The organism is Pseudomonas sp. RtIB026, assembly GCF_016861355.2.
In the GTDB taxonomy this organism is placed as follows: domain Bacteria; phylum Pseudomonadota; class Gammaproteobacteria; order Pseudomonadales; family Pseudomonadaceae; genus Aquipseudomonas; species Aquipseudomonas peradeniyensis.
Genome location: NZ_AP023348.2, coordinates 2,407,216 through 2,431,727, shown reverse-complemented (window position 1 = coordinate 2,431,727; position 24,512 = coordinate 2,407,216). Strand labels below are relative to the sequence as shown.

General features: G+C 64.7%; 19 protein-coding genes and 7 tRNA genes. 7 read left to right on the top strand and 19 right to left on the bottom strand.

From position 1 onward, the window contains the following. The first annotated feature begins 44 nt into the window (after window positions 1–44). Window positions 45–3,341 carry a PAS domain S-box protein gene (locus PRtIB026_RS11075; RefSeq protein ID WP_203647532.1) on the top strand — a complete coding sequence of 1,099 codons (3,297 nt, stop codon included), beginning with the start codon at window positions 45–47 and terminating at the stop codon, window positions 3,339–3,341. 188 nt (window positions 3,342–3,529) lie between these two features. Here the strand turns inward: PRtIB026_RS11075 and PRtIB026_RS11070 are convergent, their stop codons facing one another. From PRtIB026_RS11070 to gltX, 12 genes are all read right to left on the bottom strand, one after another. Continuing rightward, on the bottom strand, window positions 3,530–3,973 hold the full coding sequence (locus tag PRtIB026_RS11070) for an Hsp20 family protein (RefSeq protein WP_198743665.1): 444 nt from the start codon (window positions 3,971–3,973) through the stop codon (window positions 3,530–3,532). Between the two features lie 167 nt (window positions 3,974–4,140). Beyond that, window positions 4,141–5,112, bottom strand: coding sequence for a tRNA dihydrouridine synthase (locus PRtIB026_RS11065; RefSeq protein WP_203647533.1), 972 nt, complete (start codon window positions 5,110–5,112; stop codon window positions 4,141–4,143). Between the two features lie 52 nt (window positions 5,113–5,164). Beyond that, window positions 5,165–5,599 (bottom strand): acyl-CoA thioesterase, encoded by a 435-nt coding sequence (locus PRtIB026_RS11060; RefSeq protein ID WP_050704724.1) that lies wholly within the window; start codon window positions 5,597–5,599, stop codon window positions 5,165–5,167. 151 nt (window positions 5,600–5,750) lie between these two features. Next, the gene (locus tag PRtIB026_RS11055) at window positions 5,751–6,584 is read right to left on the bottom strand and encodes an alpha/beta fold hydrolase (RefSeq protein ID WP_203647534.1); all 834 of its coding nucleotides are present in this window, start codon (window positions 6,582–6,584) and stop codon (window positions 5,751–5,753) included. 24 nt (window positions 6,585–6,608) lie between these two features. Beyond that, complete coding sequence (locus PRtIB026_RS11050) at window positions 6,609–7,148, bottom strand: TetR/AcrR family transcriptional regulator (RefSeq protein ID WP_050704722.1); 540 nt, start codon at window positions 7,146–7,148, stop codon at window positions 6,609–6,611. Window positions 7,149–7,319: 171 nt separating this feature from the next. Further along, a tRNA-Glu gene (locus PRtIB026_RS11045) sits at window positions 7,320–7,395 on the bottom strand. Window positions 7,396–7,437: 42 nt separating this feature from the next. Then, window positions 7,438–7,513, bottom strand: a tRNA-Ala gene (locus PRtIB026_RS11040). Window positions 7,514–7,579: 66 nt separating this feature from the next. After that, a tRNA-Glu gene (locus tag PRtIB026_RS11035) sits at window positions 7,580–7,655 on the bottom strand. A gap of 42 nt (window positions 7,656–7,697) precedes the next feature. Beyond that, window positions 7,698–7,773 (bottom strand) — tRNA-Ala (locus tag PRtIB026_RS11030). A 53-nt stretch (window positions 7,774–7,826) separates the two neighbouring features. Then, window positions 7,827–7,902, bottom strand: a tRNA-Glu gene (locus tag PRtIB026_RS11025). Between the two features lie 72 nt (window positions 7,903–7,974). Next, window positions 7,975–8,050, bottom strand: a tRNA-Ala gene (locus PRtIB026_RS11020). A 324-nt stretch (window positions 8,051–8,374) separates the two neighbouring features. Next, window positions 8,375–9,856: a glutamate--tRNA ligase gene (gene gltX / locus PRtIB026_RS11015; protein WP_203647535.1), complete on the bottom strand. Its 1,482-nt coding sequence runs from the start codon at window positions 9,854–9,856 to the stop codon at window positions 8,375–8,377. Window positions 9,857–9,998: 142 nt separating this feature from the next. Between gltX and PRtIB026_RS11010 the strand changes: the two genes are divergently transcribed. Both PRtIB026_RS11010 and PRtIB026_RS11005 read left to right on the top strand, forming a co-directional pair. Continuing rightward, window positions 9,999–11,048: an HlyD family secretion protein gene (locus PRtIB026_RS11010; RefSeq protein WP_203647536.1), complete on the top strand. Its 1,050-nt coding sequence runs from the start codon at window positions 9,999–10,001 to the stop codon at window positions 11,046–11,048. Between the two features lie 49 nt (window positions 11,049–11,097). Beyond that, window positions 11,098–12,588 (top strand): MDR family MFS transporter, encoded by a 1,491-nt coding sequence (locus PRtIB026_RS11005; RefSeq protein WP_267813913.1) that lies wholly within the window; start codon window positions 11,098–11,100, stop codon window positions 12,586–12,588. 135 nt (window positions 12,589–12,723) lie between these two features. On the opposite strand, the gene uvrB is transcribed toward PRtIB026_RS11005, so the two are convergent. Next, window positions 12,724–14,739 (bottom strand): excinuclease ABC subunit UvrB, encoded by a 2,016-nt coding sequence (gene uvrB, locus PRtIB026_RS11000; protein WP_203647537.1) that lies wholly within the window; start codon window positions 14,737–14,739, stop codon window positions 12,724–12,726. Between the two features lie 289 nt (window positions 14,740–15,028). Between uvrB and PRtIB026_RS10995 the strand changes: the two genes are divergently transcribed. The 3 genes from PRtIB026_RS10995 (at window position 15,029) to PRtIB026_RS10985 (ending at window position 17,735) form a co-directional block, all read left to right on the top strand. After that, the gene (locus PRtIB026_RS10995) at window positions 15,029–16,225 is read left to right on the top strand and encodes an amino acid aminotransferase (RefSeq protein WP_186716432.1); all 1,197 of its coding nucleotides are present in this window, start codon (window positions 15,029–15,031) and stop codon (window positions 16,223–16,225) included. Between the two features lie 62 nt (window positions 16,226–16,287). Continuing rightward, window positions 16,288–16,363: transfer RNA gene (locus tag PRtIB026_RS10990), tRNA-Asn, on the top strand. A 127-nt stretch (window positions 16,364–16,490) separates the two neighbouring features. After that, window positions 16,491–17,735 (top strand): nucleoside deaminase, encoded by a 1,245-nt coding sequence (locus PRtIB026_RS10985; RefSeq protein WP_203647538.1) that lies wholly within the window; start codon window positions 16,491–16,493, stop codon window positions 17,733–17,735. A gap of 13 nt (window positions 17,736–17,748) precedes the next feature. Here PRtIB026_RS10985 and PRtIB026_RS10980 read toward each other — a convergent pair whose 3' ends face one another. The 5 genes from PRtIB026_RS10980 to PRtIB026_RS10960 form a co-directional block, all read right to left on the bottom strand. Beyond that, on the bottom strand, window positions 17,749–18,162 hold the full coding sequence (locus tag PRtIB026_RS10980) for a cupin domain-containing protein (RefSeq protein ID WP_110739327.1): 414 nt from the start codon (window positions 18,160–18,162) through the stop codon (window positions 17,749–17,751). Window positions 18,163–19,146: 984 nt separating this feature from the next. After that, window positions 19,147–19,707: a DUF1285 domain-containing protein gene (locus PRtIB026_RS10975; RefSeq protein ID WP_203647539.1), complete on the bottom strand. Its 561-nt coding sequence runs from the start codon at window positions 19,705–19,707 to the stop codon at window positions 19,147–19,149. Between the two features lie 11 nt (window positions 19,708–19,718). Further along, entirely contained in the window at window positions 19,719–20,324 is a 606-nt protein-coding gene (locus PRtIB026_RS10970) for a DUF4823 domain-containing protein (protein WP_050704713.1), read from the bottom strand. Window positions 20,325–20,390: 66 nt separating this feature from the next. After that, entirely contained in the window at window positions 20,391–21,359 is a 969-nt protein-coding gene (locus tag PRtIB026_RS10965) for a GTP 3',8-cyclase MoaA (RefSeq protein WP_203647540.1), read from the bottom strand. Window positions 21,360–21,488: 129 nt separating this feature from the next. Beyond that, entirely contained in the window at window positions 21,489–22,124 is a 636-nt protein-coding gene (locus tag PRtIB026_RS10960) for a TetR/AcrR family transcriptional regulator (RefSeq protein ID WP_011532895.1), read from the bottom strand. A 74-nt stretch (window positions 22,125–22,198) separates the two neighbouring features. Here PRtIB026_RS10960 and PRtIB026_RS10955 point away from each other — a divergent pair, with 74 nt between their 5' ends. Beyond that, window positions 22,199–23,332 carry an aminotransferase class V-fold PLP-dependent enzyme gene (locus tag PRtIB026_RS10955; RefSeq protein WP_203647541.1) on the top strand — a complete coding sequence of 378 codons (1,134 nt, stop codon included), beginning with the start codon at window positions 22,199–22,201 and terminating at the stop codon, window positions 23,330–23,332. A 364-nt stretch (window positions 23,333–23,696) separates the two neighbouring features. On the opposite strand, the gene PRtIB026_RS10950 is transcribed toward PRtIB026_RS10955, so the two are convergent. Next, window positions 23,697–24,479: a TatD family hydrolase gene (locus tag PRtIB026_RS10950; protein WP_203647542.1), complete on the bottom strand. Its 783-nt coding sequence runs from the start codon at window positions 24,477–24,479 to the stop codon at window positions 23,697–23,699. Between the last annotated feature and the right edge of the window lie 33 nt (window positions 24,480–24,512).

Here is a 24,512-nt window from a genome sequence, read left to right as displayed (position 1 = left end):
ATGACATCCACAAGGACGCGTTTTCCGCCAAAGGTCTGGTACCGATGCCCAAATCAGCAAACCGCTTTCCGCGCCTGCCACGCATCCCTGCGGCTGATCCCCAGGAGTCGGAGCTGGCCTGGCAGAACGCTCCCCAGCTGCTGGCCGCGCTCAACGGCGCGCGCCTGGGCGCCTGGCTGTGGGACATCGAGAGTGGCCGGGTGAGCTGGTCACGGGGCACCCAGGCACTGTTCGGCTTCGATCCGCAGCGCCCGCTACCCAACGACGTCGACTACCTGGACCTGCTGCCCGAGGAAGACCGCGCCCGCACCCGCCAGGCGTTCCAGGCCGTGGTCAACGGCGAGCCGGTGGAACAGGCCATGCGCCACCGCATCCGCTGGCCCGATGGCAGCGTGCACTGGCTGGAGATCAACGGCAGCCTGACCCACGATCCCCATGGCCGGCCACAGATGATCGGGGTCATTCGCGAGATCACCCGCCAGCGCGAGCGGGAAACCGCGCTGATCAACTCGGAAAAGCGCTTCGCCACCCTGTTCCACCTCAGCCCCAACGCCATCCTCCTGACCCGCCGCCACGACGGCCTGATCATCGAGGTCAACCAGCATTTCGAGCACATGTTCGGCTGGCCGGGCGCCCAGGTGGTCGGCAAGACCAGCCTGGAGCTGGGCCTGTGGGTCAATCCCGAGCAGCGCCACCTGGTGATGGACGCCACCCGCGCCGGCAGCGGGCCGTTCACCCTGGAGGTGCAGTTCCGCGCCACCAGCGGCAAGATCCACGACGGCATCCTCTGCACCCAGGGCATCGAACTCGAAGGCGTCACCTACCTGATCAGCACCTTCGTCGACACCACCGAGCGCAAACGTGCCGAACAGGCGCTAAAGGACAGCCAGGAGCGCCTCGACCTGGCCCTGGACTCGGCCCAGCTCGGCACCTGGGACTGGCATATTCCCAGCGGCATGCTCTACGGCTCGGCCCGCGCCGCCCAGCTACACGGGCTGGACCCGGTGCCGTTCCACGAGTCATTCGAGGCGTTCTTCGAAGGCGTGCCCGAGCACGAGCGCAGCGTCATGCGCCAGGCCTACCGCAGCCTGCGCGAGGGGCCGGCGGGCAACTACCAGATCACCTACCGCGTGCAGCTGGACAACGGCGCCTCGCGCTATATCGAAAGCCGCGCCCGGCTGTACCGCGACGACCAGGGCAACCCGCTGCGCATGGCCGGCACCCTGCTCGACATCACCGACCAGGTCGAGCGCGAACAACGCCTGACCGCCTCGGAAGAAAAATTCGCCAGCCTGTTCCAGGTCAGCCCCGACCCGATCTGCGTGACCCGCCAGGACACCGGCCAGTTCATCGAGATCAACCCGGCCTTCAGCCAGACCTTCGGCTGGAACCCGGAGCAGATCCTCGGCCAGACCGCCGAGGAGATCGGCCTGTGGGCCGAATCCGCCGAACGCGCCCAGCGCATCGAGCGGGTGATCCGCGACCAGGCCCTGAGCAACGTGGCGGTGGTGGTCAACCACCGCAACGGCACGCCGCTGACCTGCGTGATCTCCAGCCGCCTGATCAGCGTCGACAGCCAGCCCTGCAGCGTCACCACCCTGCGCGACATCACCCAGCAGCAACGCGCCGAGGCGGCGCTCAAGGCCAGCGAAGAGAAATTCGCCAAGGCCTTCCACTCCAGCCCCGACGCCATCACCATCACCGAGCGCCAGAGCGGGCGCTACGTGGAGGTCAACGACGGTTTCAGCCGGCTGACCGGCTACAGCCCCGAGGAAGTGGTGGGGCGCACGGTCTACGAGATCGGCATCTGGGCCGATGAAAAGCAGCGCGCCGCCCTGCTCAACGAGCTGCGCGAGCGCGGCCGGGTGCATCACCGCGAGATGCTTGGGCGCAACAAGCGCGGCGACATCCTCACCGTGGAAGTCTCGGTCGAGCCGATCAGCCTCAACGAGACAGACTGCCTGCTGATCAATGCCCGCGACGTCAGCCTGCTGAAGAACGCCCAGGCGCAGATCCGCCACCTGGCCTACCACGACCCGCTGACCAACCTGCCCAACCGCGCCCTGCTGATGGACCGCCTGAGCCAGCAGATCGCCCTGCTCAAGCGCCATAACCTGCGCGGTGCGCTGCTGTTCCTCGACCTCGACCACTTCAAGCACATCAACGACTCACTCGGCCATCCGGTGGGCGACACGGTGCTGAAGATCATCACCGCGCGCCTCGAGGCCAGCGTGCGCCTGGAGGACACCGTGGCGCGCCTGGGCGGCGACGAGTTCGTGGTGCTGCTCAGCGGCCTGGAGGGCAGCCGCGAGGTGGTCGAGACCCGGGTCCGCGAGCTGGCCGACACCCTGCGCGAGCTGCTGGCCGAGCCGATGTCGCTGGACGGCCAGCGCCTGCAGGTGACGCCGAGCATCGGCGTGGCGCTGATCCCCGACCATGGTGCCACCCCCGCCGACCTGCTCAAGCGCGCCGACATCGCCCTGTACCGGGCCAAGGACTCCGGCCGCAACACCACCCAGCTGTTCCACACCACCATGCAGAAGGCCGCCAGCGAGCGCCTGCGCATGGAGAGCGACCTGCGCCTGGCCCTGGCCCGGGGCGAACTGGCCCTGCACTTCCAGCCCCAGGTCGATGCCCGCGACAACCGCATTGTCGGCGCCGAGGTGCTGCTGCGCTGGCACCATCCGCAACTGGGCCAGCAACCGCCGGCGCAGTTCATCCAGGTGCTGGAGGAAAGCGGCCTGATCCTCGAAGTCGGCAGCTGGATCCTCGACGAAGCCTGCGATGCCTGCGCGCGCATGCTCGCGGACGGCCTGATCGACGCCGACGACTTCAGCCTGTGCGTCAACATCAGCCCGCGGCAATTCCGCCAGAACGACTTCGTCGAGCGGGTGCTGCGCAGCCTCGACGACTACCGCCTGCCGCGACGCATGCTGACGCTGGAGATCACCGAAGGCATCGTCATCCAGAACCTGGAGGACACCATCAGCAAGATGCGCGAACTCAAGGGCTATGGCGTGAGCTTCGCCATGGACGACTTCGGCACCGGGTATTCCTCGCTCACCTACCTCAAGCGCCTGCCGGTGGATGCGCTGAAGATCGACCAGACCTTCGTGCGCGACGCGCCGGTCGATCCCAACGACGCCGAGATCGTCCGCGCCATCGTCGCCATGGCCCGCAGCCTGGAACTGGCGGTGATTGCCGAGGGGGTGGAGCTGAGCGAGCAGCTGGAGTTCCTCGAGCGGCTGGGTTGCCACCTGTACCAGGGCTACCTGCACAGCCGGCCGCTGCCGTTGCCGGAGTTCCGCCAGATGCTGCTGGAGGCGCCGGCGGATTACTAATCAAGCGATCCCCTGTAGGAGCGGCCTTGTGCCGCGAAAGGGCTGCGCAGCAGCCCCGGCGATTACTGCTTTAACGCTGAAACCCTGGGGCCGCTACGCGCCCCTTTCGCGGCACAAGGCCGCTCCTACAGGGTCCGCATAAAGCAGAAAGGGCACCCGAAGGTGCCCTTTTTTTTATCCCGCCGAACTCAGTTCAGCACCGGCTTTTCGCCGTTGATCGGGATGCGCTTGGCCTTGGCTTCTTCCGGCACGATGCGCAGCAGCTCGATGCTGAGCAGGCCGTTGGCCAGGCCCGCGCCCTTGACCTCGATATGGTCGGCCAGGCGGAACGACAGCTTGAAAGCGCGCTGGGCAATGCCCTGGTGCAGGAAGGTGACACCTTCGCTGGCGTTGTCGCGCTTGCCGCCGGTCACAGTCAGGACACCTTTTTCGACCTGCAGGTCGAGGTCCTGCTCCTGGAAGCCGGCTGCGGCAACCACGATGCGATAGTGGTCATCGCCATGCTTTTCCACGTTGTAGGGCGGGTAGCTGCTACCGGCCTCGTTACGGGCGGCGGCTTCGAACAGGTCGTTGAAACGGTCGAAACCGACGGAGTTGCGGAAAAGAGGCGCGAGAGAGAAAGCGGTAGTCATGGTCATTAACTCCTGAGATTCAGCAAGTAAAGTCACTACGCGACCCGACTTCGGCATCGCGTACTCAAGAGATATGTCCGGGCAAACGCCTTTCAAGGGCTGGCCTGAAAAATTTTACGACTGGGCATGGCTTCGTGGGAGCGGGCTTGCCCCGCAATAGCGCCAGCTCAGGCGACACAAACCTCGACGGCCTGCAGCTCCACCCCCAGCAACCCACTGATCCGCTGGCAGTCATCCTCCCGACGCAACTCAGCGAACAGCGCCACCGCCTCGGGATAGCCACGGGTCAGCATCGCCAGCCATTGTTTCATCCGCCCCGGCGCATAGCGTGGCGACAGCTTGTCCTGGGCCTGGCGCCAGAACTCGCGCAGCAGCGGCAGCAACTCGTCCCAGCTCATCGGCTGGTATTCGACGCCATCGCGGGCCGCGGCGATCTGCAAGGCCAGGTCCGGACGCGACACCAGCCCACGGCCCAGCATGATGTCCCTGGCGCCACTGACCTCGCGGCAACGCCGCCAGTCGTCGACCGTCCAGATCTCGCCATTGGCGAACACCGGCACCGCGACCACATCCTGCACCCGTGCCACCCACTCCCAATGGGCCGGAGGCTTGTAGCCCTCGACCTTGGTCCGCGCATGCACCACCAGGTGCGCCGAGCCGCCTTCGGCGAGCGCCCTGGCGCAGTCCAGCGCGCCGTCGGGGCTGTCGTAGCCCAGGCGCATCTTCGAGGTCACCGGGATATGCGCCGGCACCGCGCGACGTACCTCGCGGACGATGGCATGCAGCAGCTCGGGCTCCTTGAGCAGCACCGCCCCGCCCCGGGACTTGTTGACGGTCTTGGCCGGGCAGCCGAAGTTCAGGTCGATGACCGGCGCGCCCAGCTCGCAGGCCAGGGCCGCGTTTTCAGCCAGGCACACCGGATCCGAGCCGAGCAGTTGCACGCGCATCGGCACGCCGGCGGCGGTGCGCGCGCCCTGGCGCAGCTCCGGCGCCAGCTTGTCGAACGACGACGCCGGCAGCAGACGGTCGCAGACGCGGATGAACTCGGTGACGCACCAATCGATACCGCCCACCCGGGTCAGGACGTCGCGCAGGATGTTGTCGACCAGCCCCTCCATCGGGGCCAGGGCAATTTGCATTTCAGGGTCTCGCCACGCAAAAGGCGGCAGTCTAGCAAAAAACCGCCCCGTTTCAGCGGCCGGTCAGCGCCGGACCGTAGCCGTCGAGGAATTCCGCCGGCATGCGCTTTGGCTTGCCGCTGGACAGCTCGATGCAGGCGAAGGTGGTCTGTGCCCGCAGCAGGGTCACGCCGTCACTCGGGCGCTTGAGCTGGAAGCGTCGGGTCATGCGCAGGCGCTGGTCCCAGTCGACGATCCAGGTGCCCAACTGCAGCTCGTCGTCCTCATAGGCGGCGGCAAGGTAGTCGATTTCATGGCGGACCACGGCCATCGCCCGGTCCAGCCGGCGATACTCGGCCAGGTCCAGCCCCAGGCGCTGGGAATGGCGCCAGGCGCAGCGCTCCAGCCAGGTGACATAGACGGCGTTATTGGCGTGGCCGAGGCCGTCGATGTCCTCGCTGCCGACGCGTAGGTCGATGATGAATGGTGCTGCCAGATCCCAGCTCATGCCCGCTCCATTGGGAAACTGCCCATTGAAATGCCCAACCCTGTGGGAGCGGGTTTACCCGCGAACACCAGCGAAGCTGGTGCCAGGCAACGCAATGCCTGCTCCCGTAGCGTTTTGCACACCGATCAAACGGGCACAGTGTAACGGATGCTCAGGCGCTTTGCCGCGCGTGCTGGGTAGAACGCGCCAGCAGCTCCATCACCGCCTCGCCCAGGCGCGGGTCGGCCAGCACCCGCTGATGACCACCCTCTTCCAGCAGCAGCAGGCGGCTGTCGAACCAGGCCTGGTGAATCACCGGCGCCTCGCCGGCCGGCACCACCGGATCGTCCTCGGCGTGCACCACCAGGCCCGGCACATCCAGCTGATAGCCACTGACATCCAGGCGCGCCACCTGGACGCCGACATCCCGCTCCACCTGACGGATGAACGCGGCCCGAGCCCGGGCCGGCAGACCCAAGCGCCGGGCAAAACCGCGCAGCACGCCAAGCAGGCGGGCTGGCGCGGCGATGCTGACCGCCGCATCGGTGCGCAGCCCCCATTGCAGGGCCAGCAACAGGCTGGCGCCGCCCATGGAGTGGCCAATCACCGCCCGCAGCGGCGGCAGCTCGGCGGCGGCCTCCAGCAAGGCGCGGGCGAACGCCACCACATGCGCCTGCTCGCCGGGCGAGCGCCCATGGGCCGGCCCTTCCAGCGAAACCACGGTATGGCCGCTGTCGACCAGCCGCTCGATCAACGCCGCGAACTGAGTCGGGCGCCCTTCCCAGCCATGCATCAGCAACACCGTCGGCCCCTGCCCCCAGCGCAGCGCCGACAGCCCGAAGCGCAGGGTAATGCGCTCGGCGCGGGCCAGCAGCGGCAGTTCCCAGGCTTTGGGTGGCAAGGTGCGCGGCGTCATGAAGGCACGACGCATCTTGCCGGCGACATGTTCGGGGACCAGGTGGCCGAGGGTGCCATTGACGCCACGAATCCAGCTCAGGGTAGTCATCGCCTTGCTCCAGGGTCAGGTTGCTCAGATCACCGCCGACTTGGCGGCGCGCAGGATACGGTCGGACAGCTCGCCATCGCCCAGGGCACGGGCCACGGCCAGGCCACCCACCATCAGGGCGAAATCGGCGAGCGCCTTGTCGATGTCTTCGGGGCGATCGACCATCTGTGCGGTCATCAGCTCGATGTGTTCGGCCAGCACGTTGCGAAACGCCTCCGGCAGGCGTTGCATCTCGCTCAGCGCATTGGGAATCGGGCACGCCTGCACCTCGGAATCACGGTGCTTGCGCGACAGGTAGAAGGCCGCGACCAGGGCCCGACGCCCGGCGCCGTCAAGGGCGGGATCGACCTGAGCGAGCAAGGCGCGGCGCTCGCCGAGCAACTGGCTGAACGCCTCGAGCATGAGCTCGTCCTTGCTGTCGAAGTGGGCATAGAAGCCGCCGACTGTCAGCCCCGCGGCGCCCATGACCTGGCTGACGCTCGGCTCGGCCGGCCCCTGCTGCACCAACGCGCTACGGGCGGCATCGAGGATGCGTTCGCGGGTCTTGCTCTTCTTGTCGCTCATGGCTCACCTCAAAACATTATGACCATCATATTATGCTCATAATATTTTCTGGCAAGCGGAATCTGCGGCCATTGATCGGCGCAGCGACACTTTTCGGGAGGCAGAAAAAACAAAAGGCCCATTCAATAATCGAATGAGCCTTATAAGTCCTGCAAAACGCAGGTAAAAAATTGGCGTCCCCTAGGGGACTCGAACCCCTGTTACCGCCGTGAAAGGGCGGTGTCCTAGGCCACTAGACGAAGGGGACTTAAACCTTCGTGCCGACTCGCTGCTGCGAATCGTGGCGAATTGGTGGAGCTAAGCGGGATCGAACCGCTGACCTCCTGCATGCCATGCAGGCGCTCTCCCAGCTGAGCTATAGCCCCGAGTAAAACAAATGACTCACCGATCTGGATGATGAGTCATTCAACTCCCGCAAACGCGGGTAAAAGTGGCGTCCCCTAGGGGACTCGAACCCCTGTTACCGCCGTGAAAGGGCGGTGTCCTAGGCCACTAGACGAAGGGGACGTAACCTTCGTGCCGACCCGCTTTCGCGAATCGCGGCAAAATTGGTGGAGCTAAGCGGGATCGAACCGCTGACCTCCTGCATGCCATGCAGGCGCTCTCCCAGCTGAGCTATAGCCCCGGATTTCTAGCCTCGCGGCCCAGCGACATCGTGAAACATCGCTTGTGTGAAACTGGCGTCCCCTAGGGGACTCGAACCCCTGTTACCGCCGTGAAAGGGCGGTGTCCTAGGCCACTAGACGAAGGGGACGAACCTTCTTACCTTCAAGACCCGTTTACTGGAACCGGTCTTGCCTGACGGCCTTGGCCATCAAGCGGAATTTGGTGGAGCTAAGCGGGATCGAACCGCTGACCTCCTGCATGCCATGCAGGCGCTCTCCCAGCTGAGCTATAGCCCCACAATGTCGCTTTGAACCGAACCGCTGGCTGGGTGCCTGGCGTTTCGTTTTCGCTCATCGCTGTGGACGGGGCGCATATTAAGATCGGATTGCAGGGCTGTCAAACGAATTTTTGAAAATATTCAAAATTTTTTTCACAGATAACAATCACTTACCGCCCTGCCCTGCTGAATCAGAGCGCCGCTCCCTTGTAGGAGCGGCCTTGTGCCGCGAAAGGACCGCAACGCGGTCCCACAATCTGTGCATTGACGCAGAATCGCCGGGGCCGCTTTGCGGCCCTTTCGCGGCACAAGGCCGCTCCTACAGGGGGCACGATAGCCGCTGTCAGGCGATATTCGCCAGCAGCTTCTCCCACTCCTTGTTTTCCTTCTTCGACACGCCACCGAGCAGGTCGATGGCCTGGCGCAGGCGGTAGCGGGTCAGGTCGGGGCCGAGGATTTCCATGGCGTCGAGCACCGACACCGAGCTGGCCTGGCCGGTGATGGCGGCGAACATCAGTGGCATGGCATCGCGCAGTTTGAACTCCAGCGACTCGACCACGGCCTGGATGCAGCCGGTGATGCGGTCCTTTTCCCACTGACGCAGGCTTTCCAGCTTCCACAGGATCAGCTGCATCACCTGGCGCACCTGGTCGGCCGACAGCTTCTTGCTCTCGAACAGCTTGGCGTCAAGCTTGAGCGCGCCTTCGAAGAAGAAGCCACCCAGCGGGGCGACCTGGCTGAAGGTCTCGACCCGGCCCTGCACGTGCGGAGCGATCTTCATCATGTAGTCGCTGTTGAACGCCCACTTCTGCACGCGCGCGGCGAACTCTTCCACCGGCAGCTCACGCAGCCACTGGCCGTTCAGCCACGACAGCTTCTCGATGTCGAAGATCGGACCGCCCAGGGAGATGCGCGACAGGTCGAAGTGCTCGACCATCTCGTCCAGCGAGAACTTCTCGCGCTCGTCCGGCATCGACCAGCCCATGCGGCCCAGGTAGTTGAGCATGGCTTCGGGCATGAAGCCCATGCGCTCGTAGAAGGTCACCGAGGTCGGGTTCTTGCGCTTGGACAGCTTGCTCTTGTCGGGGTTGCGCAAAAGCGGCATGTAGCACAGCTTGGGCTGTTCCCAGCCGAAGTACTCGTACAGCTTGATCAGCTTGGGCGCCGACGGCAGCCACTCTTCGCCGCGCAGCACGTGGGTGATGCCCATCAGGTGGTCGTCGACCACGTTGGCCAGGAAGTACGTCGGCAGGCCGTCGTTCTTCATCAGCACCTGCATGTCCATGCGGTCCCACGGGATCTCGACGTCGCCACGGAGCATGTCCGGCACCACGCAGACGCCTTCGCTCGGCACCTTCATGCGGATCACGTGCGGCTCGCCAGCGGCCAGGCGGCGCTGCACTTCCTCGTCGCTCAGCAGCAGGGCGCGGCCGTCGTAGCGCGGGGTTTCGCCGCGGGCCATCTGCTCGGCACGCATCTGCTCCAGCTCTTCGGCGGTGCAGAAGCAGTAGAAGGCGTGGCCGGCATCGACCAGCTGCTTGGCGTATTTGGCATAGATCTCGCCACGCTCGCTCTGCCGGTACGGGCCGTGCGGGCCGCCGACGTCCGGGCCTTCGTTCCATTCGATGCCGAGCCAGCGCAGGGCGTCGAAGATCTGCTGCTCCGACTCGCGGGTGGAGCGCAACTGGTCGGTGTCTTCGATCCGCAGGATGAACTCACCGCCATGCTGCTTGGCGAAGCAGTAGTTGAACAGGGCGATGTAGGCGGTGCCGACATGGGGGTCGCCGGTGGGCGATGGCGCGATGCGCGTGCGAACGGTGGTCATGGAGAGTCTCGGACAAAGAGAAACAAAGGCGGAATGTTAGCAGGGAGCGGGCACCGGGCTCCAGCAATGGCGCGATCGCCACTTGTGAGCGCCCTGCCGGGCGCTGTTAAATTTGCTTACATTTTCGCAATGACAGCCTCCCATGCCCACTCCACTCAAACGTCGCCTGCTGGTCTTCATCACCTTGGTACTGCTGGTCGGCCTTGCCTTCCTGGCCCACTGGTACTTCAAGGGGCGCTTCTACGAGAGCACCGACAACGCCTATGTGCAAGGCGAGATCACCCGCATTTCCAGCCAACTGGGCGCGCGCATCGACGAGGTGCGGGTCGAGGACAACCAGCATGTGAGCAAGGGCGACCTGCTGGTGCGCCTGGAAGCCGCCGACTTCGAGCTGGCCGTCGAGCGCGCCCGCGCGGCTCTGGCCACCCGCGAGGCGGAACTGGCCCAGGCGCGCAGCCGCCTGACCCAGCAAGGCAGCCTGATCGCGGCCGGCCAGGCCCAGGTCGCCGCCAGCCAGGCCACCCTCGACCGCTCGCAGCTGGACCTCAACCGCGCCCAGGCCCTGCGCAAGCCCGGCTTCGTCTCCGAAGAGCGGGTCACCACCCTGTCGGCGGAAAGCCATGTCGCCCGCTCCCAGGTGGACAAGGCCCAGGCCGACCTCAAGGGCCAGCGCCAGCAGGTCGACGCCCTGAACGCCGAACTCAAGCGCCTCGACGCGCAGATCGCCAACGCCCGCGCCGACCTGGCCCAGGCCGAGCTGAACCTGACCCGCTGCGCGATCCACGCGCCGATCAGCGGCACCATCGGCCAGCGCAGCGCCCGCAACGGCCAGGTGGTGCAGGCCGGCGCCTACCTGCTGTCGATCGTCCCCGACGAAGACATCTGGGTGCAGGCCAACTTCAAGGAAACCCAGATCGGCCGGATGCACCCCGGCCAGCGTGCCGAACTGCTGTTCGACAGCTACCCCGACACCCCGATCGAAGGCCGCGTGAACAGCCTGTTCGCCGCTTCCGGCGCGCAGTTCAGCCTGTTGCCGCCGGACAACGCCACCGGCAACTTCACCAAGGTGGTGCAGCGCATTCCGGTCAAGCTGACCTTCGCCGCCGACAACCCGCTGCATGGGCGCATCCGCCCGGGCATGTCGGTCACAGCCACGGTCGACCTGCGCGATGGGGATGCGGATGGCCGGTGACGCGCTGCTGCGCCCCACCGCGGAGCCGACCCGGCGCGACTGGATCGCGGTGATGAGCGTGATGCTCGGCGCCTTCATGGCGGTGCTGGACATCCAGATCACCAACTCTTCGCTCAAGGACATCCAGGGCGCGCTGTCGGCGACCCTCGAGGAAGGCTCGTGGATCTCCACCTCCTACCTGGTGGCCGAGATCATCATGATCCCGCTGACCGCCTGGCTGGTGCAGCTACTCTCGGCCCGGCGCCTGGCGGTGTGGGTGTCGCTGGGCTTCCTGGTGTCGTCGCTGCTGTGCTCGATGGCCTGGAACCTCGAGAGCATGATCGTGTTCCGCGCCCTGCAGGGTTTCACCGGTGGCGCGCTGATCCCGCTGGCGTTCACCCTGACGTTGATCAAGCTGCCCGAACACCACCGCGCCAAAGGCATGGCCATGTTCGCCATGACCGCCACCTTCGCCCCCTCCATCGGCCCGACCCTGGGCGGCTGGCTGACCGAGAACTGGGGCTGGGAATACATCTTCTACATCAACATCCCGCCGGGGCTGGTGATGATCGCCGGCCTGCTCTACGGGCTGGAGAAGAAGGAAGCGCACTGGGAACTGCTCAAGAGCACCGACTACGCTGGCATCGTCACCCTCGGCCTGGGCCTGGGCTGCCTGCAGGTGTTTCTCGAGGAGGGGCATCGCAAGGACTGGCTGGAGTCGAACCTGATCGTCAGCCTGGGCAGCATCGCCCTGCTCAGCCTGATCCTGTTCGTGATCCTGCAGTTCTCCCGTCCGCACCCGCTGATCAACCTGCGCATTCTCGGCAACCGCAACTTCGGCCTGTCGAGCATTGCCAGCCTGGGCATGGGCGTCGGCCTGTACGGGTCGATCTACCTGCTGCCGCTGTACCTGGCGCAGATCCAGGGCTACAACGCCCTGCAGATCGGCGAGGTGATCATGTGGATGGGCGTGCCGCAGCTGTTCCTGATCCCGCTGGTGCCGCAGTTGATGAAGGTGATCCCGCCCAAGGTGCTGTGCGCCCTGGGCTTTTGCCTGTTCGGCGCGGCCAGCTTCGGCTCCGGGGTGCTCAATCCGGACTTCGCCGGCCCGCAGTTCAACCAGATCCAGGTGATCCGCGCCCTTGGCCAACCGATGATCATGGTGACCATCTCGCTGATCGCCACGGCCTATATCCAGCCCCAGGACGCGGGCTCGGCGTCGAGCCTGTTCAACATCCTGCGCAACCTGGGCGGCGCCATCGGCATTGCCTTGCTGGCGACGCTGCTGGATGCGCGGACCAAGGAATACTTCGACTACCTGCGCGAGGCGGTGGTGCCGAGCAACCCACAGGTGGCGGAGCGCCTGGCGCAGCTGGCCGAGCGGCTAGGCAGCGATAGCGCGGCGCTGGGCAAGCTGTCCGAGATTACCCACCAGCAGGCCTTGATCATGGCCTACAACGATGCCTTCCATTTTGTCGGGATCGGGCTGGCGGTGAGCATGCTGGCGGTGTTGCTGACGCGCACGTTGCCGCAGGGGTTGAAGGCGGGTGAGGCTCACTGACACAGCCCACAAGCAAAATCTGTCGTGCGGCTGCCGGCCTCTTCGCGGGTAAACCCGCTCCCACAGGTTCAGCGTCTACGCGAATCCTGTGGGAGCGGGTTTACCCGCGAAGGGGCCGGCACTGATAGACGCCGCTCAACTGGCGATCAGCCGCTCGCGCAGCTTGCCGATCTCGTCGCGCAACTGCGCGGCGGCCTCGAATTCCAGGTCGCGGGCGAACTGGACCATCTTCTCTTCCAACTGCTTGATGCGCTTGGTGATCTGCGCCGGGGTCTGCAGCTCGGCCTCGTAGCGCTCGGCCTCCTCCGCCGCCTTGGCCATGCCCTTGCGCTTCTTGCTCCGCGCTCCCGGCACCGTGGCGCCTTCCATGATGTCGGTGATGTCCTTGACCACGCCCTTGGGCACGATGCCATTGGCTTCGTTGAACGCCACCTGCTTGGCCCGACGCCGCTCGGTCTCGTCGATGGCCCGCTGCATGGAGCCGGTGATGTTGTCGGCGTAGAGAATCGCCTTGCCATTGAGGTTGCGCGCGGCGCGACCGATGGTCTGGATCAGCGAGCGCTCGGAACGCAGGAAACCCTCCTTGTCGGCATCGAGGATCGCCACCAGCGACACCTCGGGCATGTCCAGGCCCTCGCGCAGCAAGTTGATCCCCACCAGTACATCAAAGGTGCCCAGGCGCAGGTCGCGGATGATCTCGACCCGCTCGACGGTGTCGATGTCCGAGTGCAGGTAGCGCACCCGCACATCGTGGTCAGCCAGGTAGTCGGTGAGGTCCTCGGCCATGCGCTTGGTCAGCGTGGTAGCCAGTACCCGCTCGCCCATGGCCACGCGCTTGCCGATCTCCGACAGCAGGTCGTCCACCTGGGTCAGCGCCGGGCGCACCTCGACCTGCGGATCGACCAGGCCGGTCGGCCGCACCACCTGCTCCACCACCCGCCCGGCGTGCTCGGCCTCGTAGGTACCGGGGGTGGCGGAGACGAAGATGGTCTGTGGGCTGACCGCCTCCCATTCGTCGAAGCGCATCGGCCGGTTATCCAGTGCCGACGGCAGGCGGAAGCCGTACTCCACCAGGGTCTCCTTGCGCGAACGGTCACCCTTGTACATCGCACCGACCTGCGGAACGCTGACGTGGGACTCGTCGATCACCAGCAGCGCGTCATCCGGCAGGTAGTCGTAGAGCGTGGGCGGCGGCGCACCGGCCGGGCGCCCGGAAAGGTAGCGCGAGTAGTTCTCGATGCCGTTGCAGTAGCCCAGCTCGAGGATCATCTCCAGGTCGAACCGGGTGCGTTGCTCCAGGCGCTGGGCCTCGACCAGCTTGTTGTGTGTGTTCAGGTACTCCAGTCGATCCTTGAGCTCGTCCTTGATGCCCTCCACCGCGTCGAGCAGGGTCTCCCGCGGGGTCACGTAGTGGCTCTTGGGGTAGAAAGTGAAACGCGGCAACTTGCGAATCACCTCGCCGGTCAGCGGATCGAAGGCGGCGATGTTCTCCACCTCGTCGTCGAACAGCTCGATACGAATGGCCTCGAGGTCCGATTCGGCCGGGAAGATATCGATCACGTCGCCGCGCACGCGGAAGGTGGCGCGGGCGAAGTCCATCTCGTTGCGGGTGTACTGCAGGTCGGCCAGGCGCCGCAGCAGGGCGCGCTGGTCGAGCTTGTCGCCGCGGTCGACGTGCAGGACCATCTTCAGGTACGTCTCGGGGCTGCCCAGGCCGTAGATGCACGACACGGTGGTGACGATGATCGCGTCGCGCCGCTCCAGCAGCGCCTTGGTCGCCGACAGGCGCATCTGCTCGATGTGATCGTTGATCGACGCGTCCTTCTCGATGAAGGTGTCCGACGACGGTACGTAGGCCTCGGGCTGGTAGTAGTCGTAGTAGGAGACGAAGTACTCCACCGCGTTGTTCGGGAAGAACGCCTTGAACTCGCCGTACAACTGGGCTGCCAGGGTCTTGTTCGGCGCCAGCACCATGGTCGGGCGCTGCACCTGCTGGATGACGTTGGCGATGCTGAAGGTCTTGCCCGAGCCGGTCACCCCGAGCAGGGTCTGGTGCGACAGGCCCGCGTCGATGCCCTCGACCATCTGGCGGATGGCCTCGGGCTGGTCGCCGGCCGGCTGGAATCGGGTGACGAGCTGGAACTCGGACATGACGGACCTCGTGGATGTCGCGGCAACTGTAAATTTAGCCAGTAGTCTATACCCAAATGCGCGCCCCGGGCGCGGGATTCAAGCCCGACCTGTGAACGTTCATGTCTATGGACCGGGCAATTCGACCAATGGTCGAAAAATATTTGCGCAAACAGCCGGAAAAGCTGCGCCAGACTGTCGCAGTGACCGGTCGGTATCACTATACTGACTCCCCGTTTGTGCACCGCTTCAGTGCCTTCGGCTGGAGCGTGGCGACCCCTATCACTCTCCTATCAGAGCCAAGGTAACAATGAGCCTGTTTTCCGCTGTCGAGCTGGCACCCCGCGACCCTATCCTGGGCCTCAACGAAGCATTCAACGCCGACCCACGCACCGACAAGGTGAACCTGGGCGTGGGCGTCTACTGCAATGAGGAAGGCCGCATCCCGCTGCTGCGCGCGGTAATCGAAGCCGAGACCGCCCGTGCCGCCCAGCACGCTTCGCGCGGCTACCTGCCGATCGACGGCATCGCCCAGTACGACCAGGCCGTGCAGAAGCTGATCTTCGGCGCCGAGTCGCCACTGCTGGCCGCCGGCCGCGTGGTCACCGTGCAGGCCGTGGGCGGCACCGGCGCGCTGAAGATCGGCGCCGACTTCCTCAAGCGCCTGCAGCCGGGCGCCGTGGTGGCCATCAGCGACCCGAGCTGGGAAAACCACCGTGCCCTGTTCGAGAGCGCCGGTTTCCCGGTACAGACCTACCGTTACTACGACGCCGCCAGCCAAGACGTCAACCGCGCCGGCATGCTCGAGGACCTGAACAAGCTGCCGGCCGGCTCGGTCATCGTCCTGCACGCCTGCTGCCACAACCCGACCGGCGTCGACCTGTCGCTGGACGACTGGAAAAACGTCCTGGAAGTGGTCAAGGCCAAGGGCCACATCCCGTTCCTCGACATGGCCTACCAGGGCTTCGGTGCCGGCATCGACGAAGACGCCTTCGCCGTGCGCCTGTTCGCCGAATCGGGCCTTGAGTTCTTCGTTTCCAGCTCGTTCTCCAAGTCGTTCTCGCTGTACGGCGAGCGCGTCGGCGCGCTGTCGATCGTCACCGCCTCGAAGGACGAGAGCACCCGCGTGCTGTCGCAGGTCAAGCGGGTAATCCGTACCACCTACTCCAACCCGCCGACCCACGGTGCCAGCATCGTCGCCGCCGTGCTCAACAGCCCCGAGCTGCGCCAGATGTGGGAAACCGAGCTGGCCGAGATGCGCGAGCGCATCCACGGCATGCGCAAGCAGATGGTCGAGCTGCTGGCCGAATACGGCGCCAAGCGCGACTTCAGCTTCGTCGGTCGCCAGTGCGGCATGTTCTCCTACTCGGGCCTGACCGTTGAGCAAGTGGCGCGCCTGAAGAACGAGTTCGGCATCTACGCCCTGGACACCGGCCGCATCGCAGTCGCCGCGCTGAACCAGAGCAACATTCACGTGGTCACCAAGGCCATCGTCGAAGTGCTGTAACTGCTTGATTGTCTTGGGGGAAGCTTGACTTCCCCCAAGCAGTCAGTAAGATACGCGCAGATTCCGCGATAGCTCAGTCGGTAGAGCAAATGACTGTTAATCATTGGGTCCCTGGTTCGAGTCCAGGTCGCGGAGCCAAACACTGAAAACCTCCAGATGCGCAAGCACTGGAGGTTTTTTCTTTTCAGGATCCGCCGCTTGTTTTCCGACTGCCCTGGACTATCGTCTGCCTGCGCACCTCGCGCAGCAACGACAGGGAGTCAACATGGACACCGTTCGCAATGCCCAGCAAGCCGTGGAAGTGGTCGCCGATCAATCCATCCTCGCCGCACTGCAGAAGACGTTCGCGGTAGGCGGCTGCATCATCGAAAATGCCACCGGCAAGGTGTTGAAGGCCATGCACAACAATGTGCTGATGCCCTACCCCGACAGCACCGCGCAACCCCCGTTCCTGCCTCATGATCCTACAGCCCACGGCGAACGCCAGTTGGTGCAGTGGTACTACGACAATCGCCAGGCCCTGAACCTGCCGCCACCCGGCGCGCTCACCGTGGTGACCACCCTGGACCCCTGCGCGATGTGCGCAGGCTCGCTGCTGACCGCCGGTTTCAATGTGGCGGTCAGCGCCATCGACACCTATGCCGGGGTCAACTACAACAGTCAGTTCGACTTCCCGACCCTGCCGCCGGAAGTGCGCCAGAAAGCCCAGCAAACCTGGGGCTACTACGCGGTAGACAAGCCTATCGATCGGCAGTACCAGGGCTCGACAGGCCCCGTCTTCGCGAAGGAAACCATCGACTCGCGAGTATTCAGCCTGACCGGCTCGATCTTCGACGCCAGCGTCAACACGGTACGCGATGCGAGCAACAATAGTGGCCTGGCGCCTGACAAGCTGAAGAACCCGGCATCGCTGCCGGCCAACAGCGCGGTGCGCAAGGCATTGGCCGAACTCAGCCCATGGGCATTGACGGTCAAGTTCGACGACCCGCGCATGCCGGGCGCGGCCTTGGCCAAGCCATTGACGGAAACCGCTCGCCATGCCGACACGATGAATGCCGTGGCCTTGCTGGATCCGTTCGGCAACCTGCTGGCCTGCCTTGGCGGCCAGGAAAAACAGTCGCCCATCCGCACGGCGTTCATGGAAACCACACGCCGCTATGCCCTGATGCGCTGGCAGTTGATGAACAGCAACGACCCGCAGGTCCGCGCTGAGGCGCAGCAGTACCTCACCCATCCCAAGTATGGCACGTTCGTTTTCCTGTATATCCCTGATCCGCGCACCAGTGAAGCAGTGATGACCTTCGGTGCGTATGGCTCGACCATGGAGGGGCCTGTGCCGCAGTCGTTCCCGTCCAACCTGCAATATGTGCTGCTGCACCCAGGTGTGACGCCGCAGGCCGTGGCGCAGCTGGCGCAGAAGCTGCCGCCCTTCTACACCCAGAGCGTTCAGGTCGCCCCCAGCCAGGTGCTGGACGACGCCTTGATCCAGGCTGCGAAGGGCGCGCTATAAGCCCCTCTGTCAATCATTGGGACAGGGGCTCGGTCACTGGACGCCCCTCGTCCACCAGGCTCCAGACCAGCAGTTTGGCCGGCTGGGTCTTGCTGGCATTGCGCGACACGCTGTGCACGGTGCCCGGCGCCTCGTACCAGAACTCGCCGGCCTTGTAGGTTTTCTCTGGTTCGTCGTTGAGCTTGGAGGTCACCGCCCCTTCCAGCACATAGGCCATGACCGCTCCCGGATGCTGATGGGCGGGCGATGCCTGGCCGGGGCCATAGCTGACCGTGAGCATCACGGCTTTCTTGCCGGGGGCGTTGGTGGGGAGTTGTTCCTGGAGAATCTTGACCTGGTCGGGCTTCTCGCCGTGGGCCCAGGTAGGTGACAACGGGGCGAGCAGGCCTAATGTCAACAGGGCAATAGGTAGACGGATGGATCGCATCGGGTTTCTCCTGAAGGGTATCTGCCTGCAGGTTAAGCCCAGGGTGGTGAGGGGCAAACGGCCAATTCGCGGAAAAAACGGGAGGCCGATTGCCGGTTTATCGTTTTGGCCGTTGCCGTTGCCGTTGCCGTTGCCGTTGCCGTTGCCGTTGCCGTTGCCGTTGCCGTTGCCGTTGCCGTTGCCGTTGCCGTTGCCGATCAAAAGTCTAGCGCCAAACCCAACTAGCGACAGCTGCGTCAGCCCAGGCGCCGCCCGTACCTTCGCGACTTCAGGAGGCCGAACGCAGGCCTTGCGGAGGGAGGTGACGGGCATGGATGCCCGTCAAGCGCTGGGGCCCAGGATGGGCCCTGCAGCGCGGTCCTCCCGGGAGCAAGGCCGGAGTGAGGGGACCCGGAGCGTAGCGGAGGGCCGGATGAATGGAGCGAGGATTTTTTGGTTCCTTTTTGATCCTTCAAAAAGGAACTCGCCGTAAGGGCGAAAAGGTGACTATGCGTCGACATCGCAAATGAATGCACTTACAACTATTAAAACTAGCACAGACCGACTTTGACTTTGACTTTTAGAGTCATGTGTTTTGAAAGTTATATGCGCATTCATTTGCGATGGCGACGTATAGTCACCTTTCCGCCCTTACGGCGGCTCACTTTTTGAAGGATCAAAAAGTAAGCAAAAAATCCTCGCTCCATTCATCCGGCCCCTACGCTTCGCTCCGGGGTCCCCTCGCTCCGTTCTTGCTCCCGGGAGGACCGCGCTGAACGCCCCATCCTGGGGCGCAGCGCTTGACGGCCATCCATGGCCGTCACCTCCCTCCGCAAGAACTCCGCTCGGCCTCCTGAAGTCGCAATTGGCGGTGCCTGAACTATCGCGCGCTTAGAAGCAAGATCAAGATCAAGATCAAGATCAAGATCAAGATCAAGATCAAGAAATATGAGTTGATTGCTGGGCTGTTGTATCTGTAATGAAACGGGGATTCAGAAACAGTTATTATATACTACGCCCAATCGGATAGAACTCACCCCGACTCCAAACTCCAAGCCAAACTTCCCCATCAATCTCCCGCGCCACCGCCAGTTCCACCAACTGATAGAACACATTGCGATGAATCAACGCCTCGAGGTTGCTGCGCATCAGCACATACGGAGAAGGCTCCTGGGTAACCGGATCAAGCTCAACCCGCAGGGGATTCTCAGGCCCAGCCTCGACCTGATCGTCGACATTGCTGGTAAACCGCAACACCTGCTGCTCCCCACTGCCCTCGACATCCAGCAGCACGGCAACAAATGGCGCATCATCGACCCGGATCCCGACCTTCTCCACCGGCGTGACCAGGAAGTAATCGTCCCCGTCACGCCGAATGATGGTGGAGAACAACCGCACCATCGGCTTGCGCCCGATCGGCGTCCCCAGGTAGTACCAGGTCCCGTTCCGGGCGATCCGCATGTCGATGTCACCGCAGAAGTCCGGGTTCCACAGGTGCACCGGGGGCAGCCCCTTGTGCGCGGGGATCTGCGCCAGCAGATCGTTGGCCTTGCCGGAATCGCTCATGACGCGCTCGCTCAGTTGCTCATGCCCAGAAGACTACGAGCGTACTCGCGCATCGGCGCGGCAAGCAAATCCTGTGGCGTGTTGTCGTGGAACGTCAACAAACCGCCGCGGCTCTTGATGCGCGCGGTGTCGATCAGGTAGCGGGTGCTGGTCTCGATCAGCATCATCTGCACCACGCCACGGTCCCAGCCCAGGCGATCGACAGCCTGCTCGTCATACCACTCGTCACCGTTGCCGATACGGTCGTCGGTGCGGGCGAAACGGGTGTACAACACATAGTCGGCACCCACCGCGCGGGCCTCGGCGATCGCGTCTTCCAGACCCAGCGGGCCCTGGGCGCGACGCACCAGCGGGAAGTACTCGACGAAGCTCTTGAAGGCCTCCTCGGCCACCGCGTTCTGCTGCGGCACCGGCCCCTTGCCCGGCGGCACGAAGGCGCCCTGGCCGATGAAGATGAACGAGTCCGGCTGCAGACGGATCGACAGGGTACGGGTGGTGTCGCTGTGGTCCAGCAGGCCCGCATCACTCATGTGGTAACGGACGCCCTCGCCCATATCGCTGACATTCATGCAGCCGCCCAACGCCATCAGCGCCAGCAGCAAGACCAGGCTACGCATCTTTCCTCCAGAAACCGGTGACGAAAAACCGGCGAATAGCCGCGGGATGCAGCTTTTGCGCCAGAGTCAGCCGCCGATCACCTTCATCACCATCACATCGCCGGAAAACGCCACATCCTGCTTGTCCGCCAGGGCCTTCACCAGCAGCCGCTGCAGCGCCGGAAGCGCCTGATGGCGGGGCTTGTCGAGCAGGTCGCCGACAAAGTGACGGTTACTCGACGACAGGCAGCCATGCAGCCAGCCGGTGGACGACAGCCGCAGGCGCGAACAGGTGCGGCAGAACGGCACGCTCTCGTTGGCGATCACGCCGAAATGGCCCTTGCCGGGAATGCGGTAGCGCAGGGCCGTGGCATCCAGCGGGCGCGGCGCCTGCTCATAGCTGTGTGACTGACCGATCAACGCCAGCAGTTGCTCAAGGCCGACGAACTGCTGCAGGAAAGCATTGCCGTCGCGCGCCAGGTGGCCCATGCGCATCAGCTCGATGAAGCGCAGCTCGTAGCCGCGTTCGAGGCAGTAATCGAGCAAAGGCAGCACCTGATCGAGGTTCTGCCCGCGCATGGGCACCATGTTGACCTTGATCGCCATGCCCGCGGCGCTGGCCTGCGCCATGCCCGCCAAGACGCTGGCCAGGTCGCCACCCCGGGCGATCCGGCGAAAGGTACTGGCGTCGAGGGTGTCGAGGGAAACGTTGAGCCGGCGGATGCCGGCGTCGCGCAGCAGCGGCAGCTTGCGGGTGAGCAGCTGGCCGTTGGTGGTCAGGCTGATGTCTTCCAGCCCCAGGCCCGCCACCGCGCCGAGAAAGGCTTCCAGTCGCGGACTGACCAGCGGCTCGCCGCCGGTGATGCGCAGCCGTTCGACCCCGGCCGCCTCCACCAGGTAGGCCACGCCCCGGGCCAGGGCATCCGCCGTGAGCTCGTCCTGCGCCGCCACCAGGCGCTTGCCATCGGGCACGCAGTAGGTGCAGGCATAGTTGCAGGCAGCAGTCAGGCTGACGCGCAGGTTGCGAAAGCGCCTGCCTTGACGATCGACGATCATGGATGACTCCGGCGTGGAAGATTCTGGCGAGCAAAACCTGACTCAAAAATCAGGTTTTTGCAAGCCTTCCCGGCGAAGCCTTGAGCGAAGGCGCCCGCCGGATGTGCGGTGGGCGCTGCTTGAACGGCTTTAGTTCGCGGCTTCCGGATCGCGCTTGCGCTTGTTGCCCATGCGCACGCCGATGTCCATGAGGAACTGGAAGAAACCTTCCTGATCCTCGAGCACATTGCTCCAGAACGGCGAGTGGTACAGCGCCACCGCGCCATGGACCAGCGCCCAGGCCGCACAGTAGTGGAAGTACGGCGGCACGTCCTCGAGCTTGCCCTCGCTGATGCGCCCCTTGATCAACTGGGTGAGGCGATCAAAGTTGGAGGCGCGGATGCTGTGCAGCTGCTCCACCATTTCCGGCACCTGGTTGCCCTTGACCACCTTCTCTTCCAGGCGGTCGAACAGCCGGTAGCGCTGCGGGTCGCGCATGCGGAACTCGAAGTAGGCACGCGACAGGGCTTCCTTGTCACGGTCGACGTCGGCCGAATGCAACAGCTCATTCAGGTCGCGCTCGTAGTCGAGCATCAGGCGCAGGTAGATCTCCGCCTTGGACTTGAAGTGCTTGTAGATCGTGCCTTTGCCGATACCCACGGCGTCGGCGATCATCTCGACGGTGACGCTGTCTTCACCTTGTTCGAGAAACAGCTTGAGCGCCGTGTCGAGGATCTCTTGTTCGCGACGGCGAAACTCACGGACCTTGCGAGGTTCTTTCTGCATAAAGAAGGACTGGGATGACAATCGAAGCGGATTATTATGCCTAACTGGCGGCAAATTGCACGGATCTTCCAACCATGTCTGTGTTTCTTGATGAGTTCGAGCAGGCGCCGGGCCTGTGCTACCTGAATCACGCGGCGATCGCCCCCTGGCCGCGGCGGACCGCCGAGGCCGTGGCGCGCTTCGCCCAGGAAAACGTGCGTCTGGGCGCCCGCGAGTATCCGGCCTGGCTGGCCACCGAGCGCCGCCTGCGCGAGCGCCTGGCACGCCTGCTGAATGCGCCCAGCACCGGCGACATCGCCCTGGTGGGCAACACCTCCCAGGCGCTGTCGCTGGTGGCCTTCGGCCTCGACTGGCGGCCCGGCGACCAGGTCGTCATCAGCGACGAGGAGTTCCCCTCCAACCGCGTGGTCTGGCAGGCCCTGGCTGATCGCGGGGTCGAAGTGGTCGAGGCAGGCCTGGCCGTCGCCGATCCGGAAGCGGCACTGCTCGCCGCCTGCGGCCCGCGAACGCGCTTGCTGTCGGTCAGCGCCGTGCAGTTCGCCAGCGGCCTGCGCCTGGACCTGGCACGCCTGGGCGCCGCCTGTCGCCAACGCGGCGTGCTGTTCTGCGTCGACGCGATCCAGCAGGTCGGCGCCCTGCCCTTCGATGTGCAGCACTACCAATGCGACTTCGCCATGGCCGACGGCCACAAGTGGATGCTCGGCCCCGAGGGGCTGGGAGTGTTCTATTGCCGCAGCGAGCTGCGCCGGCAGTTGAAGCTGCACGCTTATGGCTGGCACATGCTCGAACACCTTGGCGATTTCGAACGCCGCCAGTGGCAACCGGCGCGCAGTGCGCGGCGCTTCGAGTGCGGCAGCCCGAACATGCTCGGCGCCTGCGCACTGGAGGCCAGCCTGTCGCTGCTGGAGGAGGTTGGCATGACGGTGGTCGCCGAACAGCTGGGGCAGCGGGTCGAGCAGCTGCATCAAGGGCTGACGGCCATCCCCGGGGCGCAGTTGCATAGCCCGGATGATCCTTCACGGCGGGCCGGCATCGTCAGTTTCAGCCTGGATGGTCATGCCAACGCCGACATTTATCGAGCCCTGGGCAAAAACGGGGTGATATGCGCCGTACGCGGCCCCGGGGTACGGTTTTCCCCACATTTCTATACCGACCGCCGCCTGATCGACGAAGTACTGCGACAGGTCCGACAGATTGCCATGCATTGAACGCGCAAGGGACTGCGGACGTATTCCAAATCTGTTTAAAAAACGATCAATCACTGCTGGCGGGGCGCCAATCCTGGCCAATACTTGAAGTGTTGGCGCGGCGCATACCCCCAAGTGGCGCGCCGATAAAGGTACCCAGGGAGCGTGTGCCTTTGTTTTACTCCTAATGGTCTTAACCCGGATTCCCCCCCCAGAACCCGGGTTTTTTTTGCCCGGTTCGGGGTGGGTGGCGCTTGGTAGCGTTGGGGGGAGGCTTGCAGGTGTTCGCCGACAGATTTTCAGCGCTCTCGAGATCGAGCGCCGCGCGGGCGGCGCTCGATTTCAACGCCCCCATCCAACTTGAGCCTTACCCCACGAAACGACCTCAGGCCACCCTTGCCAGCGGGAACAGGCGCTTGAAGTTGCTGGTCGTCTGCTCGGCCAGCTGCTCGTAGCTCACCCCACGCAACGACGCCACATACTCGGCCACTTCCCGCACGTACTGCGGCAGGTTCGGCTTGCCGCGATGCGGGATCGGCGCCAGGTACGGCGAGTCGGTCTCCACCAGCAGGCGATCCACCGGCACCTGCCGGGCCACCTCGCGCAAGGCGTCGGCATTGCGGAAAGTGACGATGCCGGACAGCGAAATGTAGTAGCCCAGGTCGAGCGCGGCCTTGGCCATCGGCCAGTCCTCGGTGAAGCAGTGCAGCACCCCGGCCTGGGGCAGGTTGGCCTCGCGCAGCAGCGCCAGGGTGTCCTCGCGGGCCGCCCGGGTGTGCACGATGACCGGCTTGCCGGTCTGCCGCGAAGCCTCCAGGTGCAGGCGGAACGAGGCCTGCTGCAGTTCGGCGGCCTCTGGCTCGTAGTGGTAGTCCAGCCCGGTCTCGCCAATGGCCACCACATGGGGGTGGGCCAGTTCGCGCAACAGCCACTCCAGGGCCGGCGTTTCCCCGGGCGCCAGGTCGAGCGGGTGCACGCCCACCGAGCAGTCCACGTCGGCGTAGCGCTCGCTCAGCGCCTTGACCGCGCCGGCGTTCTCAGCGCTCACGCCGATGCACAGGAAGTGCCCTACCCCGCGCTCACGGGCCGCCTGCAGGGCGGCGTCGAGGGAGCCCTGGTGGGCGCTCAGGTCGAGACGGTCGAGGTGGCAATGGGAATCTACGAGCATGGGAACACGACACACATGAATGAACGGTGGAAA

Coding starts and splice junctions, on each gene's coding strand:
- PRtIB026_RS11075 (WP_203647532.1), top strand. CDS start 45: ATGCCCAAATCAGCAAACCGCTTTCCGCGCCTGCCACGCATCCCTGCG.
- PRtIB026_RS11070 (WP_198743665.1), bottom strand. CDS start 3,973: ATGACTACCGCTTTCTCTCTCGCGCCTCTTTTCCGCAACTCCGTCGGT.
- PRtIB026_RS11065 (WP_203647533.1), bottom strand. CDS start 5,112: ATGCAAATTGCCCTGGCCCCGATGGAGGGGCTGGTCGACAACATCCTG.
- PRtIB026_RS11060 (WP_050704724.1), bottom strand. CDS start 5,599: ATGAGCTGGGATCTGGCAGCACCATTCATCATCGACCTACGCGTCGGC.
- PRtIB026_RS11055 (WP_203647534.1), bottom strand. CDS start 6,584: ATGACTACCCTGAGCTGGATTCGTGGCGTCAATGGCACCCTCGGCCAC.
- PRtIB026_RS11050 (WP_050704722.1), bottom strand. CDS start 7,148: ATGAGCGACAAGAAGAGCAAGACCCGCGAACGCATCCTCGATGCCGCC.
- gltX (WP_203647535.1), bottom strand. CDS start 9,856: ATGACCACCGTTCGCACGCGCATCGCGCCATCGCCCACCGGCGACCCC.
- PRtIB026_RS11010 (WP_203647536.1), top strand. CDS start 9,999: ATGCCCACTCCACTCAAACGTCGCCTGCTGGTCTTCATCACCTTGGTA.
- uvrB (WP_203647537.1), bottom strand. CDS start 14,739: ATGTCCGAGTTCCAGCTCGTCACCCGATTCCAGCCGGCCGGCGACCAG.
- PRtIB026_RS10995 (WP_186716432.1), top strand. CDS start 15,029: ATGAGCCTGTTTTCCGCTGTCGAGCTGGCACCCCGCGACCCTATCCTG.
- PRtIB026_RS10985 (WP_203647538.1), top strand. CDS start 16,491: ATGGACACCGTTCGCAATGCCCAGCAAGCCGTGGAAGTGGTCGCCGAT.
- PRtIB026_RS10980 (WP_110739327.1), bottom strand. CDS start 18,162: ATGCGATCCATCCGTCTACCTATTGCCCTGTTGACATTAGGCCTGCTC.
- PRtIB026_RS10975 (WP_203647539.1), bottom strand. CDS start 19,707: ATGAGCGATTCCGGCAAGGCCAACGATCTGCTGGCGCAGATCCCCGCG.
- PRtIB026_RS10970 (WP_050704713.1), bottom strand. CDS start 20,324: ATGCGTAGCCTGGTCTTGCTGCTGGCGCTGATGGCGTTGGGCGGCTGC.
- PRtIB026_RS10965 (WP_203647540.1), bottom strand. CDS start 21,359: ATGATCGTCGATCGTCAAGGCAGGCGCTTTCGCAACCTGCGCGTCAGC.
- PRtIB026_RS10960 (WP_011532895.1), bottom strand. CDS start 22,124: ATGCAGAAAGAACCTCGCAAGGTCCGTGAGTTTCGCCGTCGCGAACAA.
- PRtIB026_RS10955 (WP_203647541.1), top strand. CDS start 22,199: ATGTCTGTGTTTCTTGATGAGTTCGAGCAGGCGCCGGGCCTGTGCTAC.
- PRtIB026_RS10950 (WP_203647542.1), bottom strand. CDS start 24,479: ATGCTCGTAGATTCCCATTGCCACCTCGACCGTCTCGACCTGAGCGCC.